This window comes from Vreelandella glaciei (assembly GCF_013415125.1).
Lineage (GTDB): Bacteria > Pseudomonadota > Gammaproteobacteria > Pseudomonadales > Halomonadaceae > Vreelandella > Vreelandella glaciei.
Window position 1 is genome coordinate 39938 of the sequence record NZ_JACCDE010000024.1, and the last position, 15795, is coordinate 55732.

Here is a 15795-nt window from a genome sequence, read left to right on the forward strand (position 1 = left end):
TCGATATCGGTGACCTCGAGGTGACCGCCATTCGCGGTGCGGGTGAGCATCACTCGGCGGTCAGCAGCATCTTGATGGCCTGCTCCTTCGCCGCCTGGGAAAACACGTCGTAGGCTTTCTCGATGTCGTCAAGCTTGAAGCGGTGGGTCACTAAACCCGCGGGCTCGACGCCACCGGCCTCGACGATGCGCATCAGCACCGGAGTCGTGTTGGTGTTCACTAGGCCGGTACGCACCGTGACATTCTTGATCCACAGATCCTGTAGGCGGAACTCGACGCTCTTGCCGTGTACGCCGATGTTGGCGATATGCCCCCCCGGGCGCACGATGCGCTGGCAGATATCGAAGGTCTCGGGAATGCCTACCGCCTCCATGGCCACGTCCACGCCTTCGCCACCGGTCAGCTTGTCGATGGCTTCAAGTGGGTCCCGGGCAATGGTGTCGGTGGCACCCAATTGGCGGGCCATGGCCAGTCGGTTCTCGTCGGGGTCGATCATGATAATCCGTGCGGGAGAATAGAAACGTGAGGTCATCAGGGCCGCCAGACCGATGGGGCCGGCGCCGACGATGGCCACCGTGTCGCCGAGCCCCACCTCGCCGTTCAGGGCGCCGATCTCATGACCGGTAGGCAGAATGTCGCTGAGCATTACCGCCGCGGCGCGGTCCATGTCCTTGGGTAAACGGTGCAGGCTGTTGTCCGCGTGCGGGATACGCACGTACTCGGCCTGGGTGCCGTCGATCAGGTGACCGAGGATCCAGCCGCCGTCGCGGCAGTGGGCATAGAGACCCCGCTTGCAATAGTCGCAGCGGCCACACGAGGTGATGCAGGAAATCAGCACCTCATCGCCGACCTGAATATGGCTCACGCCGTCGCCGACCTCCTCGACGACGCCGACGCCCTCGTGGCCGAGGATACGACCATCCTCCACGGCGGGTACGTCGCCCTTGAGGATGTGCAGGTCGGTGCCGCAGATGGTGGTATGGGTAATGCGCACCACCGCATCCGTGGGCTTGGTGATGCCTGGGCGCGGTTTGTCCTCCCAGCGACGCTGGCCAGGACCATGATAGACGAGTGCTTTCATGATGTTGCCTCCTTGAGTGGCGCGGCTCGGCACTTTCATAGCGAGCCGCGCGTACGGGTTGATTCGCGGTTACGCTAGGCGCTCCAGCGCCAGCGCCACCCCCTGGCCGCCACCGATGCACAAGGTGACCACGCCGCGGCGCACGTCGTCCCGGGCCATGGCGTGCAGCAGCCGGGTGGTCAGCACCGCCCCGGTGGCGCCGATGGGATGGCCATGGGCGATCGCGCCGCCTTCCACATTGACGATGTCCTCGGCCAGCCCGAGCTCCCCGATCAGGGCAAGGACGATGGCCGCGAAGGCCTCGTTGATCTCGATGCGCTCGACATCACCCATGCGCCAGCCGGCGCGTGCTAGTGCCTGTTGCACCGCCGGCACCGGGCCGAGGCCGAAGTAGCCGGGCTCGACGGCGCCGACGCCGTAGCTCACCAGACGCGCCATGGGCGCGAGGCCCTGGCGTTCCGCCCAGGCGCGATCGGCGACGATCATCGCCGCCGCGCCCGTGTTCAGCCCGGGGGCGTTGCCGGCGGTGATGGTGCCCTCCTTGCGGAAGGCCGGCCTGAGTTTGCCGAGGCCCTCGGCGGTGGCGTCGGGGCGGTTGTGCTCATCGCGCCCGAAGGCCACCGTGCCCTTGCGGGAGTTGACTTCGACCGGCACGATCTCGGCGTCGAAGCGTCCTGCCGCCTGCGCCTCGCCGAAGCGCTGCTGGCTGCGCGCCGCCCATCGGTCCTGATCCTCGCGGCTGATGCCGAAGCGGCTGACCAGATCCTCGGTGTGCCACCCCGAGTGCTGATCGGAGAAGGCATCATTGAGCCCGTCGCGCAGCATGCTGTCGTAGATTTCGGCATTGCCCATGCGATGGCCCCAGCGTCCGGCGAGATCCAGGTAGGGCGCGAGGTCCATATTCTCCATTCCGCCAGCGATGGCACAGTCGAGATGCCCGAGCATCACCTCCTGGGCGGCGCTGGCCACGGCTTGGGCGCCGGAGCCGCAGACCCGGTTGACCGTCATCGCCGGCACCGACACCGGCAAGCCGGCATGGATCGCGGCCTGGCGCGCCGGGTTCATCTTGGCGCCGGCCTGGACCACCTGACCCAGCACCACGCTCTGCACGTCCTCGGGGGCCAAGCCCGAGCGGCGCAGGCTCTCGGCGATGGCGGTGGCGCCGAGCTCGGGTGCCGGCGTGGCCTTGAGTGTGCCGCCGTAGGTGCCGATGGCCGTGCGCACCGGGGCGCAGAGAACGACGTTGGATTCCTTCATGATTGCTCACCTCGCTGACTATGACATTGGCCGCGCCCTTCGGCACGGCTGCTCTGGGGCCATCGATGGCAGCGGCCCCCTTCCCCGCAGGACGGGCTCATTTCTCCAGGACATAACGTCCTGGCGCTTCGTCCAGCGCCGGATAGCCTTGGGTCTCCCCCGGCTCCCGGGCGGGCACGCGCTGGGTGCTGTGATCGGTCAGCCAGCCCTGCCAGCAGGGCCACCAGGAGCCGTCATGATGCGCGGCAGAGGCCTGCCAGCCATCCGGATCCATGAAGGGGTCCTCAGGCTGGATGGTCGAGATCTGGTGGAAGCGGTGTGAATCGCCGGGCGGGTTGACGATACCGGCGTTGTGTCCACCGCTGGAGAGTACGAAGGTGACGTCCGCCGGCGTCAGCCACTGAACCTTGTAGACGGAGCGCCAGGGGGCGACATGATCCTTGAGCGTGCTGACGGCGAACACGGGGATCTCGATGTCGGTCAGCGATACGGGCCGTTCGTCCACCCGGTAGCGCCCACCGGCGAGATCGTTGTCGAGGAACAGCCACCGGAGGTACTCGCTGTGCATGCGTGCCGGCATGCGGGTGCCGTCGGCGTTCCAGGCCATCAGGTCGAACATGGGCGGACGCTCGCCGGCCAGATAACTGCGCACCATCTTCGACCAGATCAGGTCCTGGGAACGCAGCAACTGGAAGGCGCCCGCCATCTGGCGCGTATCCAGATAGCCCCTGACCGCCATGAGGTCCTCGAGGAAGCGTACCTGGTCCTCGTCGATGAACAGCATCAGCTCGCCGGCCTCGCTGAAGTCGGTCTGCGCGGCGAGCAGCGTCAGGCTGGCCAGGCGAGTGTCACAGTCCCGCCCCATGGCGGCCGCGGCGATCGACAGCAGCGTCCCGCCCAGGCAATAGCCCACGCCGTGGACGCGCTGCTCCGGGCAGATGGCCGTGACCGCGTCGAGGGCCGCCATGACCCCCAGCCGGCGGTAGTCGGCCATGCCCAGGTCTCGCTCGTCGCTGCCCGGGTTCTTCCAGGAGACGACGAACACCGTATGGCCCTGGGCCACCAGGTAGCGGATCAGGGAGTTCTCCGGGGAGAGGTCGAGGATGTAGTACTTCATGATCCAGGCCGGCACGATCAGCACCGGTTCGGCATGGACCTCCTGGGTGGTGGGCGCGTACTGGATCAGCTCGATGAGCCGGTTGCGGTAGACCACCTTGCCAGGCGTCACCGCCACGTCTCGGCCGACCCGATACGCTTCGACCCCCACCGGCCCTTCGCCGGCCTGGCGTCGCTGCCAGTCCTCCAGCAGATTGGAGGCACCACGGGCCAGGTTGGCGCCACCCTCGCGCCGCGTCTGCTCCTGCAGTTCGGGGTTGGTGGCGAGGAAGTTTGACGGCGACCAGATGTCGAGCATCTGCCGCGCGCCGAAATTCACCATCGCCTCATGGTGGCGCGAGACGCCCGGTACGCCGGTGGTGGCCACATGCCACCACTGCTGCTGCAGCAGGAAGCCCTGATAGAGCATGTTGAAGGGCCAGCGCTGCCAGGCCTCGTCGCGAAAGCGTTTGTCCTGGGGCAGCGGCTCGATGCAGGGCTCACACGGCGCCTGGCCGGCGCGCTCGCAGTAGCTGCCGAAACGTTGCCACTTGCGCAGGGCCTTGCCGACGAGTTCCGTCTGCTTGTCCGGTGACAGCAGCAGGTGTTGCGCCCAGTCCCACCAGGCCTGCTGGACGGCGGTCGGTGACAGCCCCCCTGTGAAGAGGCTCATCATGGCGTGCAGGCGCGCGTCGGTGGTCGTCGCCGGTGGGCTCGCTGTCGTCCCGTCGATGGTGGCTCGGGTGGTGGTTCGGGTCGTGGTGTCCATCAGCGCACCTCCCTGGGGCAGCAGGCCGACTCGGGTTGCGGGGAACAGCAGAAGGTGGATTCCGCTTCGTCAGGGGAGGGCACGGGCAGGCGGATCCCCGCGCGGTACATCAGCGCCGCCACGGCCAGTCCGGCCAGGCGCGCCTCGGGCGGGTCGGCCCGGGAACTCAGTACCGCCGGCACCGTCAGCCCCATGACCACCCCGGCCGCCGTGGCGCCGGCATGGTACTCGAGGTTCTTGGCCAACACGTTGCCTGACACCAGATCCGGCATGAGCAGGATGTCGGCCTTCCCCGCCACCGGGGAGTCGATGCCCTTTTCGCGCGCGGCCCGTTCCGAGATGGCGTTGTCGAAGGCCAGTGGCCCGTCGACCTCGGCGCCGGCAATCTGGCCGCGGCGGGCCATCAGGGTCAGGCAGGCCGCATCCAGGGTAGAGACGATGGCCGGATTGACCGTTTCCACGGCGGAAATGACCGCGGCATGTGGCCGCTCGAGCCCGATCATGTGCATCAGCTCGATGGCGTTCTGGAGAATCTGCGCCTTGGCATTGAGGTCGGGGGTAATGTTCACGGCCGCATCGGTCACGGCCAGCAGGCGTGGGCAGTCGGGCACGTCCACCAAAAAGACGTGGCTCACTCGCCGGCCGGGCTGTCGCAGGCCATTGCCCAGCAGGGCATGCATGAAGGTATCGGTGTGGAGGTGCCCTTTCATCAGCGCATCCGCGCGTCCGGCCTGCACGAGCTCCACCCCGATGCGGGCGGCCTCCACATCCGAATCGGCCTCGATCATCGCTTGTGGATCGAGGTCCCACCCGATCGCCGCGGCGGCCTCGACGACCTCGGCGGGGCGGCCGATGAGCACCGGCTCGGCGATGCGTCGCCTCGCCGCCTCGCGAAGCGTCTCCAGCACCGCCGCCTGGGCCGCATTGACCACGGCGACGCGGATCGGGTCACCGCCACCGGCCTGCTGAATCAGGTCATCGAGCGTCGCAAGGGCCACTGGCGTTGCCATCTGGGTCATGTCACCTCCTGGGTGTTGGTTAATGTGCGCTGCACGTGCCGGGCGATCATCCGTTCTTCATCGGTGGCCACGGCCTCTACCCGGACCGGGCCCTCGTCGGCGGAAATCACCGGCCCGGGCGTGCGGTTGCGTCCTTCCTCCAGTGTGATGCCGAGATACCCCATTCCTGCGCAGATCTGTGCCCGGATCGCCGGTGAGTTCGCGCCGATGCCGCCGGTGAAGATCAGCCGGTCCAGCCCGCCGAGCGCGGCGCTCAGGGCACCGATGAAGAGGCGGGCACGATGGCAGAAGAAGTCGATCGCCTGGGCGGCCTCCGGGATGTCATTACGGCGCGCTAAAAGTTCGCGCATATCGGCGCTGACGCCGGAGAGACCCAGCAAACCGGAGCGCCGGTAGAGCAGCGTCTGTAACGCCTGGGGATCGAGCCCCTGCTGCCCGGCTAGATACAGTAGGATGCCGGGATCCAGATCGCCGCTGCGGGTCCCCATGGGCATGCCGCCAAGGGCGCTGAACCCCATCGTCGTCTCGACGCTGTGCCCACCGCGAATGGCTGCCAGGGAAGCACCATTGCCCAGGTGAGCGACGATCAGACGTTCGTAAAGTGCCGCAGGGCCGTGGCGACGCACCAGGTTCTCGACGATGAATTCGTAGGAGAGCCCGTGAAAGCCATAGCGACGCACGCCCTGGGCCTCGTACTCGCGCGGCAGCCCGGTGTGTCGGGCGACCGCGGGTAGGCCATGATGGAACACCGTATCGAAGCAGGCGAGTTGGGGCACATCGGGGAAATGCGCACGCATGGCGGTGATGCCGGCCAGGTTGTGCGGCAGATGCAGCGGGGCCAGCGGGATCAGCGTTTCTAGGCGGCGTAGCAGCGCGTCGTCGACGCGCTGCGAACAGTCGCAGTCCGGCCCACCATGAACCACTCGATGGCCGATACCCACCAGGTGGAGTCCTTCGCCTTGCTGATGCAGGACCTCGCCGAGGTGGGCGATGGCCGCCGCATGATCCGCGAGCCGCACATCGCTATTTGCGAGTACTTGCCCCCGGGCTTCCATCACGCGAAGCCGTCCCTGCTCGGTACCGATGCCACTGGCCGCTCCCCACCACTGACGGTTGAGGCCATTAGCCAGACCAAACACGGCAAACTTCAGACTGGATGAGCCACAGTTGACCACCAGAATGGCTGGCATCGTCGACATTGACTGACCTCCTGATAAACGATTGCTCTGTCTTGGACGAGACAAGGATCAATGACAACTCCAGGGATCCTTGGCGGCATTGTCCTTGATGTTTTGGTCGACGAACCGGTAGTGATCTTCCTTGAAGCGGTTCCACCAGCCGTGGCTGATGTCGATCGAATGTCTTGTCAGAACCTCTTCGACGCATTCGATACAAATACGCGATGCATCGTAAGCCAGACGAAGCATTCGCTTATTTTCATCGAAAGCCACGCTGTCGAGTCCATAAAGCTGATCGATTTCCTGGAGCGCTATCTCGAGCTCTCGTTGGCTGCAGGGCTCGAGCTTCAGTTTCCGAGTAACTAGGTTGGCTTCGCTGACGCCAAGACGATGTTCCTGATGCATGGTAGGCCTCCCGACCTTTCGTGAATGAAGATCTTTCTCTCAATCGTTGCTTGTCTTTACCCATGCCATACCTGCCCAGGGCCCGGCATAGAGCGTTCCAAATGCCATCTCGAAAACGCTATCGCGAGTCGTGCCGGCCAGTTCCAGCGTCGAGGCGATTGAATCGCTCATCAACGTCTCCCATTGCCGATAGGGGCTGCTGCTATCGACCGGCGTCGGCATGGTCTCCGCCATCTCGGCCAGCCACTTCACGCCTTTCATCCAGGGAGCGAAGCGTTCCGAGAACATCAGCCGACTGGTCCGCGCAGGATGCAATTGACGCAGCATCTCGGCCGTCCAAGGGGTCGTGTACAGCCGCACCCAGGGGCCGACGAAGGTCTCGTAGAGGGCCACATTGTGCTCGGAAAGTGCGCGCACCTGCTCGAACGCCGGTGCCTGAGAGGGGTAATCTAGGTCCTCCACCCGGCGTTCCTCGAACCGCACCTGGAACTGGGGCTTGTGGCAATCGGGATCGCCGGTGGGGTTGTCGATCTTCATCTCGTAGAGCCCGGGGGCAAGATCGTTGAGATCGCCTACACTCTCGAGGATCGCTCGGTGCTCGAGGCGCGCCACCTTGGAGGAGACGAAGATGCCCAGATGCCCGACGTGGGGATTGAGCAGGTAGACGATGCGCTGGTCGGCGGCCTTGAGTGCCGCGGTATCGGGGTAGACCGCGGGGATCCAGTTGAGCGCCTGATGGGGCGGGGTGATGTTGTCACCGCTGGAGGCGAAGATCACCAGGGGGTTGCGGATGCGCTTGAGATCGACGGTGCAGCCCGGGCAGACCTGCAGCTCCCCGCGTTCGAGCCGGTTGCCGACGAAGAGGTTCTCGACGATGGCGGTGATCTCTTCCTTGCTCAGGCTATAGAACCCCGTCCACCAGCGCTCGAACTCGAGGAAGCGCTCGCGCTGGCCGTCGATGTCGGCGAACAACCGATAGTCCTTCTGCCACAGGGTATTGGCCGGCTTGAGGGATTCGAAGTTGGCGGCCAGGTGGGCGCCATCGAAGCGGCCATCGCCCAGGTCCGCCGCCAGGTGCGTCAGCCAGGCGCCGCCCAGCAGCCCACCGGCCAGCCGCATGGGATTGACGCCGGATTCACCCGACCAGTAGGAGAGCGGCGAGCCGTTGAGCACCGCCGGCCCCACCAAGCCCTCGCAGTCGGCGGAGAGCAGGGCGATGGCCCAGCCCGCCTGGCAGTTGCCGTAGAGCACCGGCGGCTTGCCGGGATGGCGCTCGGCCAGCGTCTCGACGAAGCGCCGCAGGACGTGCAGCACGTCCTCCAGGGTCTGGCCGGGGACGGGCTCGGGGAAGAAGATCACGAAGTAGACCGGGTGCCCCTCATGCAGTGCCATGCCGACCTCGGAGTCGCGCTTGAAGCCGCCGATGCCTGGGCCGTGGCCGGCACGCGGGTCGACGATCATCACCGGCGGCCTAGTCTCGTCGAGGCAGTCCTCCAGGCAGTCATCCCCCACGCGGGTGATGCGCAGCAGGGCATAGTTGGCGGGGCGCGCTAGTCGACGGCCATCCACGAGCATCTCGTAATCGAAGTCGAGCAGTGGCGGCTTGCCCGCCTGCTCATGCTCGAGCATGTTGTCCGCGCGCTCACGCAGGGTATCCAGGTAGCGCAGGCCGCGCCGCCACAGGTCGGTCTGGTAGGCGAGCAGTTCCGTCGCCGGGTGGCTCGGGAGGAGGCCCTCTTCGGGCTCGGGTACGGTCATCGGGGCGGCCATCTCTGGTGGGGCGGTGGGTTGGCGCTTGCGCGGGGCTTTACGCGCCGCGGGGGCCTTGGTGGTCGATGTCTTGGCGGTCATGGTGGATTACCTCTCGGTGTCAGGATGTCGTGGGCTTCGGGTCGACGCCGATCTCGACCCGGGACTCGGACAGGAAGCGGTACGGCGGAACCTCCAGGTTGGTCGGCGCCGGCACCGCCTTGTACACGCGGCCGGCGAAGTCGAACTTGGAACCGTGGCAGGGGCAGAAGTAGCCGCCCGGCCAGTCGTCGCCGACCGAGCCTGGCTCCGGTCGAAACAGGGGCACGCAGCCGAGGTGGGTACAGATGGCGATGACCACCAGATACTCCTCCTCGAGCGAGCGCAGTGGCCCGGTGATATAGGTCGGCTGCTGTGATTCCACCTCGGCGAGGGGATCGCGGAGCCGGTCGGAGTCGGTCAGTGTCGCCAGGCGCTCGAGGATCGCCGGGGTGCGGCGCAAGACCCAGACGGGCTTGCCGCGCCATTCCACGGTCAGCTGCTGCCCCGGCTCCAGCTTGTCGACGTCGACCTCGATGGGGGCGCCGGCGGCCCTGGCGCGCGCACTGGGCTGCCAGGAGGCAATGAACGGCACCGCCGTGAAGGCCGCCCCGACGCCGCCGACCACCACCGTCGCGCCGACGAGAAAGCGTCTGCGTTTCATGACAACCTCCCAGGATCGATAGTCGAATCCTCCGCCGGTGGTGCAGACTGCCGGGGCAGCGTCGCCGCCAGCACCGCAGCGCCGACCAGCGCCGCGACGGCTGAGGCGAGTAACACGCCCTGGCGGGCCGCGGTCAGGGCCGCCGGGGTATCGAAGGCGAGCCCGGCGATGAACAGGCTCATGGTGAACCCGATACCCGCCAGCACGGCCACCCCGTAGAGGTGGCGCCACCGAACGCCCGCGGGCAGCGGCGCGAGGCGCAGCCGGATCGCCAGCCAGGCGAAAGAGAACACTCCCAACTGCTTGCCCAGCAAGAGCCCGAAGGCGACGCCGAGGAAGACGTTGCCGAAGCCCTCGCCTCCTGCTCCCACCGCGATCCCTGCGTTGAAGAAAGCGAACACGGGCACGACGCCGAAGGTGACCCAACGCCTCAGGTCATGGTAGGTGCGATTGAGTGGAGAGCCTTCCTGGTGGCCGTCCCGTGTCTTCGCGGGGATAGCCAGGGCGATCACGACCCCGGCCAGGGTGGCGTGAACCCCGGACTTGAGTACCGCGACCCACAGCACTAGCCCCAGCAGTACGTAAGGCATGGCACGCGTGACCCGAAAGCGATTGAGAACCGTGAGGCCAGCGAGGGCAATGCCGGCGATGAGCAGTGCCTCGCCGGCGAGGCGCTCGGTATAGAACAGCGCGATGATCACGATGGCGCCAAGATCGTCGAATACCGCCAGGGCCATCAGGAACACCCGCAAGGCCGGGGGCACGCGCTTGCCGAACAGCGAGAGCACCGCCAGGGCCAGCACGATATCGGTTGCGGTGGGCACGGCCCAGCCATGGGCGGCGATACCCTCGGTACCATTGACCAACAGATAGATCAGTGCCGGCAGTAGCATGCCGCCGACCGCGGCGATACCGGGGAGTGCCACCTGCTGGATCGAGCCCAACAGGCCGCCGAGCATCTCGCGCTTGAGCTCAACCCCCATCAGCAGGAAGAAGAACACCATCAACCCGTCGTTGATCCACAGGATCAGCGGCTTGTCGATGCCCAGGGCGCCTACCTGCACCGACACGGGGGTGTGGTGGAGCAGTTGGTAAAACTCGCGCAGTGGTGAGTTGGCGAGTATCAACGCCGCGAGCAAGGCTCCGACGGTTACGAGACCCGCCGTGCGCTCTTCGACCCCCTGCTGTGCCGCAGTCGTCATGATTGGCTCCCGACTGGTGTCCCTAGGGGCGCTGGCCACTGGGGTGAGTGGCTCGTAGACGCGGAATGAATCGCGGCGTGCAGGCCGCGTAGGTCTGCCATTTGTCGCCGAACTGGCGCGCTACCTCGCGCTCTTCGTGGATCGCCAGTCGTGAGTACATCCACACCAATACCGGGAACATGATCAGGGTCAGCAGGGTGGGCCACTGCAGCAGGAAGCCGGTCATCACCAACACGAAGCCGGCGTACTGCGGATGCCGGACATGGGCGTACAGTCCGCTGGTGGCCAGCTCTCCCCGTTGCTGGGCGGCATAGAGCACTCGCCAACCGGCGGCGATGAGCCAGAACCCAGCGGCGATGAACACCATGCTGAGCAGATGGAAGGGCCCGAAGTGGGGGTTGGCCTGCCAGCCGAACAGCATCTCCAGCAGGTGCCCCGCATCGTGGCTGAACCAGTCCACCTCAGGGAAGCGTGATTGCAACCAGCCGGAGAGGAAGTAGAGGGTCAGCGGAAAGCCGTACATCTCCGTGAACAACGCCACCAGGAAGGCGCTGAAGGCCCCGAGCGAGCGCCAGTCCCGGCGCGTCTGCGGCTTGAAGAAGCTGAAGGCGAAGAAGATGAAGATCGCCGAGTTGAGAATCACCAAGCCCCACAGGCCATAGGATGGCACCTCGCTACTCATCGCGTTCCTCCTTGTGCGTTGCCTTGTGATCGCTGTCCGATCCGTGCCCACCATGACCGCCATGCATGAACACATGCATCAGCGGGCAGGCGAGCAGGATCACCCAGGGCAGGGCGCCGAGCAGGTGCACCCTGTGCTCCTCCCAGAGCAGGAAGCCCATCACCGCCAGGGCGAGCGCTGCCATGAGCCAGAAGGTGCCCTTGCTTGGTCCTCGCTCCAGCCACCCCTTTTCGTCATTCATGATCCGATCCTCACTCGGCGCAGGCGCAACGAGTTCATCACCACCGACAGCGAGGAGGCGCTCATCGCGAAGGCAGCGAAGATTGGGCCGATCAGGATGCCGAAGAACGGATAGAGAATCCCGGCGGCGATGGGTACGCCGGCCCCGTTGTAGACCAGGGCGAAGAACAGGTTCTGCTTGATGTTGCGCATGGTGGCCAGCGATAGCTTGCGGGCACGGACGATGCCATCCAGGTTGCCCTTGACCAGGGTGAAGCCGGCGCTTTCGATCGCCACGTCGGCGCCGGTGCCCATGGCGATGCCCACATCGGCCTGGGCGAGGGCGGGGGCGTCGTTCACCCCGTCGCCCGCCATGGCCACCTTGCGGCCTTGTTCCTGCAATTCACGGATGATGCGCGCCTTGTCCTCGGGCAGCACGTCGGCACGGATCTCGTCGATGCCCAGCCGGTCGGCCACCGCCTTGGCCGTGCGCTCGTTGTCGCCGGTGGCCATGATGATGCGAAAGCCCAGCCGGTGCAGCGCCTTCAGGGCATCGGGCGTGGTTGCCTTCACTGGGTCGGCGACGCTGACCAGGCCGGCGATCTGGCCATCGAGCACGACGAACATCACCGTTTCGCCTTCATCGCGGCGGGCGTTCGCGGTCTCGGAGATCCGGCCGCCATCGAGGCCCAGTTCGGCCATCAGCTTGGCGTTACCGAGGGCCACCGACTTGCCGTCCACGACCCCCTTGACGCCCATGCCAGTCACGGCTTCGAAATCGGTGGCATCGGCGAGGGACACGCCGCGCTCCTCGGCGCCGGCGACGATGGCCTCGGCCAGTGGGTGCTCGGAGCCTTTCTCGAGGCTGGCCGCCAGGCGCAACACCTCGGCCTCGTCATGCCCTTCCTCGGGCAGCACCGCCACCAGCTTCGGCTTGCCTTCGGTCAGGGTGCCGGTCTTGTCGACCATCAGCGTATCGACCTTGGCGAAACGTTCCAGCGCCTCGGCATTCTTGATCAGTACGCCGGCCTGCGCGCCGCGCCCGGTGGCCGTCATGATCGACATCGGCGTGGCCAGGCCCAGCGCACAGGGGCAGGCGATGATCAGCACCGCCACCGCCGAGACCAGCGCATAGGACAGCGCCGGCGCCGGACCCCAGATCGCCCAGCTAATGAAGGAGAGAATGGCGACGCCGATCACCGCGGGCACGAACTTGCCCGCCACCTTGTCGGCGAATTTCTGAATCGGTGCGCGCGAGCGCTGGGCAGCGGCCACCATCTCGACGATCTGGCTGAGCATGGTGTCGGCGCCGACGCGGGTGGCTTCCATGACCAGGCTGCCGGTGCCGTTGATCGTGGCCCCCGTGACCTGGTCGCCTTGGACCTTCTCCACCGGTACCGGCTCGCCGGAGATCATCGACTCGTCGATCGAGGAGCGGCCCTCGACCACCATGCCGTCCACCGGTACCTTGTCGCCGGGGCGCACCCGCAGGTGATCGCCGACCTGCACGTCTTCCAGCGGTATCTCCTCTTCGCTGCCGTCGGGCCGGATCACCCTCGCGGTCTTGGCGGCCATGTCGAGCAGTGCCCGGATCGCCTTGCCGGTGCCCTCGCGAGCGCGCAGCTCCATCACCTGGCCTAGCAGGACCAGGGTTACGATTACCGCTGCGGCCTCGAAGTAGACTCCGACGGAGCCGTCTTCCCGGCGAAAGCCGTCGGGGAAGACGCCCGGCACCAGCACCGCCACGATGCTGAACAGATAGGCCGCGCCGACCCCCATGCCGATCAGGCTGAACATGTTGAGGTTCATGGTGCGGAAGGAGTTGTAGCCGCGCACGAAGAACGGCCAGCCCGACCACAGGATCACCGGCGTGCTGAGCACCAGCTCGATCCACATCGCGTTGCGTTCACCGAAGAAGTCGCGAATGGCCCCGAGGCCCAGGTAGGGGCTCATCGTCAGAATCAGGACCGGAAGCGTGAGCACGGCCGCGACCCAGAAGCGTCGGGTAAAATCGACCAGCTCGGGATTCGGCCCCTCATCGCCGACGGCCGCCGATTCAAGCTCCAGTCCCATGCCACACAGCGGGCAGGCACCGGGGTCGGTTTGCCGCACCTCGGGGTGCATCGGGCAGGTGTAGATGGCACCGGCATGCCCGGCCGGCACCTTGTCGTACTTGCCGCCGTGGGCCGGCGCGGAGGCCCCATGACCATGCCCGTCATGCGTCTGCGAGTCGTCGCTTCCCACGGGCACGAGGTGCATGCCGCACTTGGGGCAGTCACCCGGCTGGTCGGAGACGACCTCCGGGTGCATCGGGCAGGTGTATTGGGCGCCACCCTGGCTGCCGGCGGCGTGTTGGTCCGTATCGCCGCTGCCTCGTGTCGGTGCCTCGTGCGAGGCATGCCCGTGACAATGGTCGTGTTGGTGTTGCGTCATGGAATCGTCTCCGTCGCTTCCGCGTCTTGATTCAACCTCGTGGCCCTATCTCGATAGGGTCGAAACTAATAGTGCCGTATCCAATAATCAGGAGGTGCGATCAAAGCAGAAGATCGCGCTTGCGTTGCTCGTACTCCTCGCGGTCGATTTCTCCCCGGGCGTAGCGTTCTTGAAGAAGGTCCAGGGCCGTTGGCCGCCGTTGAGAAAATGGCTCGCCCCGGCCTCGGGTCAGGCCACGCACCAGGAGAACGGCCAAGGCAATGACGGCGCCCCAGAACAACACCATCATGACCCCGCCGAAGAGCATATGTCCCCAGCCGTAACTCCCCATATACGCCGTCATGTCGTCCCACATGGTCGGATCTCCTTTCAAGTTGAATCATCCTGATATCAGGCTATAACCTGTGGGAGACCCAAGGGTCAAGATAATATGAGGTGAAAGCATGCGGCTCTTGATCCCGGTCAACGTTCGGCATCTTCAGTGGGATGAAATCAACGCCGCCCGCGTGTGTTGATGTGTGAATCCAGGATGTCAGTGAACCCCCGGCTCATCGTGAGTATTGCGTGAGCTACCCGCTAGCTTCCGCCACTGTCCCCAGCGAGGAATGAACATCGGCACCCGCCGCTGGTAGGCGCGATAGGCGTCACCGAACCAGGCCAGCATCTGCCGTTCCTCGCGGTGGGCCAGCCAGGTATAGGCAAGCACGATCACTGGAAACAGGCCGATCGAGAATAGTGTCGGCCAATGCACCACACCTTCGCCGAACAAGGCGATGAACAAGCCGGTGTATTGGGGATGCCGTACCAGGGAATAGAGTCCGCCGGTCACCAGGTGGTTCTCGCGCCGTGCCTTGTAGACTTGCCGCCAGCCCTGGATAAAGATCCCGATGCCGGTAAACGCGAGCCCGTAGCCAAGCAGCATGGAGACAAGCATGCCGGTTTCTCCCAGCCCCACCAGCGTCGACCAGAGGCTGGCGCTGACATACTCGCTATCCAGACCGAAGAAACGCACCAACAGATAGATAGTGAGCGGAAAGCCATACATCTCGGCGTAAAGCGCGATGATAAAGGCCTGCACCGCGCCGGCACCGGTCCATTCGCGCCAGTTCTTCGGTGCGAAATAGCGATAGAAGAACCAGGACACCAAGACGATGACGATCAGCGCGAGGCCCCAGGCGCCGGTATGGTTGAGGGATTCGTTCATGGCCTACGCTCCGCTGCGCCGGTTGAGGCGTGTGACAAAGAAGTTGTAGAGCGGGCCGAAGACCAGGGCCACGTACCAGCCGTAGCCGAAGCTTTCAGCCAGGCCCAGGAAGAAGCTTGGCCAACTCAACCAGGTGAAGCCAGGCAGCAGGCGCAGCCAGCTCTCATACATCGCCCGGTCGGGAAACAGCAGGCCGAAGCCGACGCACAGGATGAAGGTCACGGCCAGAAACAGCCCCAGGCTCATACCCAGTGCGATCACCGGGATCCGCGGCACGGCTTGAACCGGCAAGCGGGTTCCGTAATGCGGCTTGGCTGTCGGCGGAACATCGGCATCAGGCATGTTCATTCTCCGGCTGGGCGGGCGGGCTCATGGCTTCAGCGGCGAGATATTGCTCGGGCGCGGCCTCGAAGCGTTCTCGGCAGTCACGTGAGCAGAAGTAATAGACATGGCCCTCGTGGACGCTCGACTTGGCCTTTTCGGTGCTGACGGTCTTGCCACAGACGGGATCGACGTCCTCGGCTGGCGGAATCCAGCGCAGGCTCTCGGTGGTCGCCTGCCTCTCTGATGCCCCCTCGCCATGCTTGGCCTTGCCACGACCATGACCCATCACGTGAGCACCGCAGCCGAAGCGCATCATCAGAAAGATGATTCCCGCCCAGAGCATGAAATATACGAGCTCGTTCATGGACTCTCTCCTGCTATTTCATTATCGGGACCCGTGTCATATCGGCCGCCTTCTTCGTTATGCCGAGAAGCTGTCCAGAGAAAGGCTAGAGCCTATGTGTGACACAATGGT

16 protein-coding genes are annotated in these 15795 nt (G+C 65.4%); all 16 read right to left on the reverse strand.

The features are described from left to right. Window positions 1-49 precede the first annotated feature (49 nt). The 16 genes from HZS80_RS15730 to HZS80_RS15805 all read right to left on the reverse strand — a co-directional run bounded on the left by HZS80_RS15730 (window position 50) and on the right by HZS80_RS15805 (window position 15684). Entirely contained in the window at window positions 50-1081 is a 1032-nt protein-coding gene (locus HZS80_RS15730; RefSeq protein ID WP_035557727.1) for a zinc-dependent alcohol dehydrogenase family protein, read from the reverse strand. Window positions 1082-1150: 69 nt separating this feature from the next. Beyond that, on the reverse strand, window positions 1151-2338 hold the full coding sequence (locus tag HZS80_RS15735; RefSeq protein ID WP_023004657.1) for a thiolase family protein: 1188 nt from the start codon (window positions 2336-2338) through the stop codon (window positions 1151-1153). A gap of 97 nt (window positions 2339-2435) precedes the next feature. Then, entirely contained in the window at window positions 2436-4202 is a 1767-nt protein-coding gene (locus tag HZS80_RS15740) for a PHA/PHB synthase family protein (RefSeq protein WP_045812300.1), read from the reverse strand. Beyond that, entirely contained in the window at window positions 4202-5221 is a 1020-nt protein-coding gene (locus HZS80_RS15745) for a bifunctional enoyl-CoA hydratase/phosphate acetyltransferase (protein ID WP_204249010.1), read from the reverse strand. The genes HZS80_RS15740 and HZS80_RS15745 overlap by 1 nt, the downstream gene beginning before the upstream one ends. After that, window positions 5218-6420 carry an acetate/propionate family kinase gene (locus HZS80_RS15750; RefSeq protein WP_246362136.1) on the reverse strand — a complete coding sequence of 401 codons (1203 nt, stop codon included), beginning with the start codon at window positions 6418-6420 and terminating at the stop codon, window positions 5218-5220. Before HZS80_RS15750 ends, HZS80_RS15745 begins: the two co-directional genes overlap by 4 nt. A 48-nt stretch (window positions 6421-6468) precedes the next feature. Further along, complete coding sequence (locus tag HZS80_RS15755; protein ID WP_035557720.1) at window positions 6469-6804, reverse strand: hypothetical protein; 336 nt, start codon at window positions 6802-6804, stop codon at window positions 6469-6471. A gap of 39 nt (window positions 6805-6843) precedes the next feature. After that, a complete protein-coding gene (locus tag HZS80_RS15760; protein WP_082072698.1) occupies window positions 6844-8655 on the reverse strand; it encodes a DUF3141 domain-containing protein in 1812 nt (603 codons plus the stop codon). A gap of 19 nt (window positions 8656-8674) precedes the next feature. Next, window positions 8675-9256: a ubiquinol-cytochrome c reductase iron-sulfur subunit gene (gene petA, locus HZS80_RS15765; protein WP_035557715.1), complete on the reverse strand. Its 582-nt coding sequence runs from the start codon at window positions 9254-9256 to the stop codon at window positions 8675-8677. Further along, window positions 9253-10458, reverse strand: coding sequence for a Na+/H+ antiporter NhaA (gene nhaA / locus HZS80_RS15770; protein WP_045812301.1), 1206 nt, complete (start codon window positions 10456-10458; stop codon window positions 9253-9255). The genes petA and nhaA overlap by 4 nt, the downstream gene beginning before the upstream one ends. Window positions 10459-10480: 22 nt before the next feature. After that, on the reverse strand, window positions 10481-11140 hold the full coding sequence (locus HZS80_RS15775; protein WP_179916624.1) for a methyltransferase family protein: 660 nt from the start codon (window positions 11138-11140) through the stop codon (window positions 10481-10483). Further along, the gene (locus tag HZS80_RS15780) at window positions 11133-11381 is read right to left on the reverse strand and encodes a DUF2933 domain-containing protein (RefSeq protein ID WP_035557710.1); all 249 of its coding nucleotides are present in this window, start codon (window positions 11379-11381) and stop codon (window positions 11133-11135) included. The genes HZS80_RS15775 and HZS80_RS15780 overlap by 8 nt, the downstream gene beginning before the upstream one ends. Then, a complete protein-coding gene (locus tag HZS80_RS15785; RefSeq protein ID WP_179916625.1) occupies window positions 11378-13792 on the reverse strand; it encodes a copper-transporting P-type ATPase in 2415 nt (804 codons plus the stop codon). Before HZS80_RS15785 ends, HZS80_RS15780 begins: the two co-directional genes overlap by 4 nt. A 100-nt stretch (window positions 13793-13892) precedes the next feature. Beyond that, complete coding sequence (locus HZS80_RS15790; protein WP_082072699.1) at window positions 13893-14147, reverse strand: SHOCT domain-containing protein; 255 nt, start codon at window positions 14145-14147, stop codon at window positions 13893-13895. A gap of 177 nt (window positions 14148-14324) precedes the next feature. Next, entirely contained in the window at window positions 14325-14996 is a 672-nt protein-coding gene (locus HZS80_RS15795) for a methyltransferase family protein (RefSeq protein WP_035557707.1), read from the reverse strand. Between the two features lie 3 nt (window positions 14997-14999). Continuing rightward, entirely contained in the window at window positions 15000-15338 is a 339-nt protein-coding gene (locus tag HZS80_RS15800; protein ID WP_035557704.1) for a DUF5676 family membrane protein, read from the reverse strand. Next, window positions 15331-15684 (reverse strand): YHS domain-containing protein, encoded by a 354-nt coding sequence (locus HZS80_RS15805; protein ID WP_035557701.1) that lies wholly within the window; start codon window positions 15682-15684, stop codon window positions 15331-15333. Before HZS80_RS15805 ends, HZS80_RS15800 begins: the two co-directional genes overlap by 8 nt. Between the last annotated feature and the right edge of the window lie 111 nt (window positions 15685-15795).